The organism is Pedobacter fastidiosus (assembly GCF_014306625.1).
GTDB lineage: Bacteria > Bacteroidota > Bacteroidia > Sphingobacteriales > Sphingobacteriaceae > Pedobacter > Pedobacter fastidiosus.
The window spans coordinates 1-1357 of the sequence record NZ_JACRYL010000022.1 but is presented as its reverse complement, the minus strand read 5'-3'; the positions used below and the strand labels follow the sequence as shown (position 1 = coordinate 1357).

The window sequence follows — 1357 nt, the reverse complement described above, 5'->3', positions numbered from 1 at the left end:
ATTATACGACCGATATTAAGAGGCAGGGATATTAAGAAGTATTCTTATGAATTCGCGGATTTATATTTATTGTATATTCCTTGGCATTTTCCTTTGCATGAGAACCAAAATATTAAGGGAGTTTCATTAGAAGCTGAAAAAGTATTTGAAAATGAATACCCTGCAGTTTATAGACATTTATTAAAATATAAAAAAGAGTTATCAAATCGAAATAAGTCAGAAACGGGAATTAGATATGAATGGTATGCACTACAACGTTGGGGAGCAAATTATTTGGAGGATTTTTCTATGCAAAAAATTATATTTCAAGAGATGGTGCAAGAGTCAAGCTTTATTCTTGACAACGATGGACGATTCATGTGCCTTGATACGGCTAGAATTATTACTGGAGAAGATTTAGAGATACTTATTGCTGTTCTAAATTCAGATTTATTTTTTTATGCTGTAAAGACATTCTATGGAGGTGGAGGATTAGGAGAGACTGGTATTCGAATGAAACATACATTTTTCGAAAACTTTCCTATGCCTGTATTTAGTGAAAAACAAAAAAAAGTAATTAAAGAATTAATTGAGAATCCAGAGAAAATTGATTTAAAAAAGATAAACTCCATTATATACGAATCATTTAGACTGGAAAAGTATGAAATTGAAATTATAGAACATTAATAAAATTAATTTCGTCAATTGTTAAATGATATAATTCAAAAACTATTTTATTTATTTCTTGGTCTTTTTCCGCATCTTGGGAAGCTAAAATATTTATAATTAATTGTTTTGTAGCTTTGTTTGGTTTTGGTAAAGGGATATTTTCGATATAAATTTTTTGCATTAAATAGCCTCCATCATCTAAAATTGAAACATATTGAGAACATAAATATTTTCCCATACTAGAATTTAAAATTGCAAGCACAATTTCAATATCCTCTCCAGTAGCGAAAAAACTAGTCTTATCAGTTAGGTATTCTCCACTTTTATCAAATCCGAATCTGGGAAATTTCTCAACACTGTTTTTGTGTATTCTCATTGTTTCAGCCCATAAAAGCTTTGGTTTTGAAAAATCATCAGTATATGCGCAGTTTCTTAAATTGTAGGGGGTACTCCCTTTATCTGTTCTTTTCTCTAATTGTTGGAAATAAGAATCTAAGTGTTTCTTAATAGCTGGATAGTCATCTATCAAGATTGGCTTTACCCCTTTATCCTTAATGCCGTTATGAGTATTAATCAGCCATAAATTTGAAGAAAGAAAAGAATATCTCTTAATATCTCTGCCACGTAAAATAGGTCGTATAATGTCGACAGATTTTGGGTCTTCAGAGATTAATTCTAATCTTTTAGAATCGTCAATTATAAATGCTTC

General features: G+C 29.8%; 2 protein-coding genes. One reads left to right on the top strand and one right to left on the bottom strand.

All coding sequences use genetic code 11. The features are described from left to right. A partial coding sequence (locus tag H7U22_RS18995; protein ID WP_222621906.1) for a TaqI-like C-terminal specificity domain-containing protein occupies nucleotides 1-666 on the top strand: 666 nt, incomplete at its 5' end. Here the strand turns inward: H7U22_RS18995 and H7U22_RS18990 are convergent. Continuing rightward, the coding region (locus H7U22_RS18990) for a DNA methyltransferase family protein (RefSeq protein WP_222621905.1) at nucleotides 653-1357 on the bottom strand (705 nt) is incomplete at its 5' end. The genes H7U22_RS18995 and H7U22_RS18990 overlap by 14 nt on opposite strands.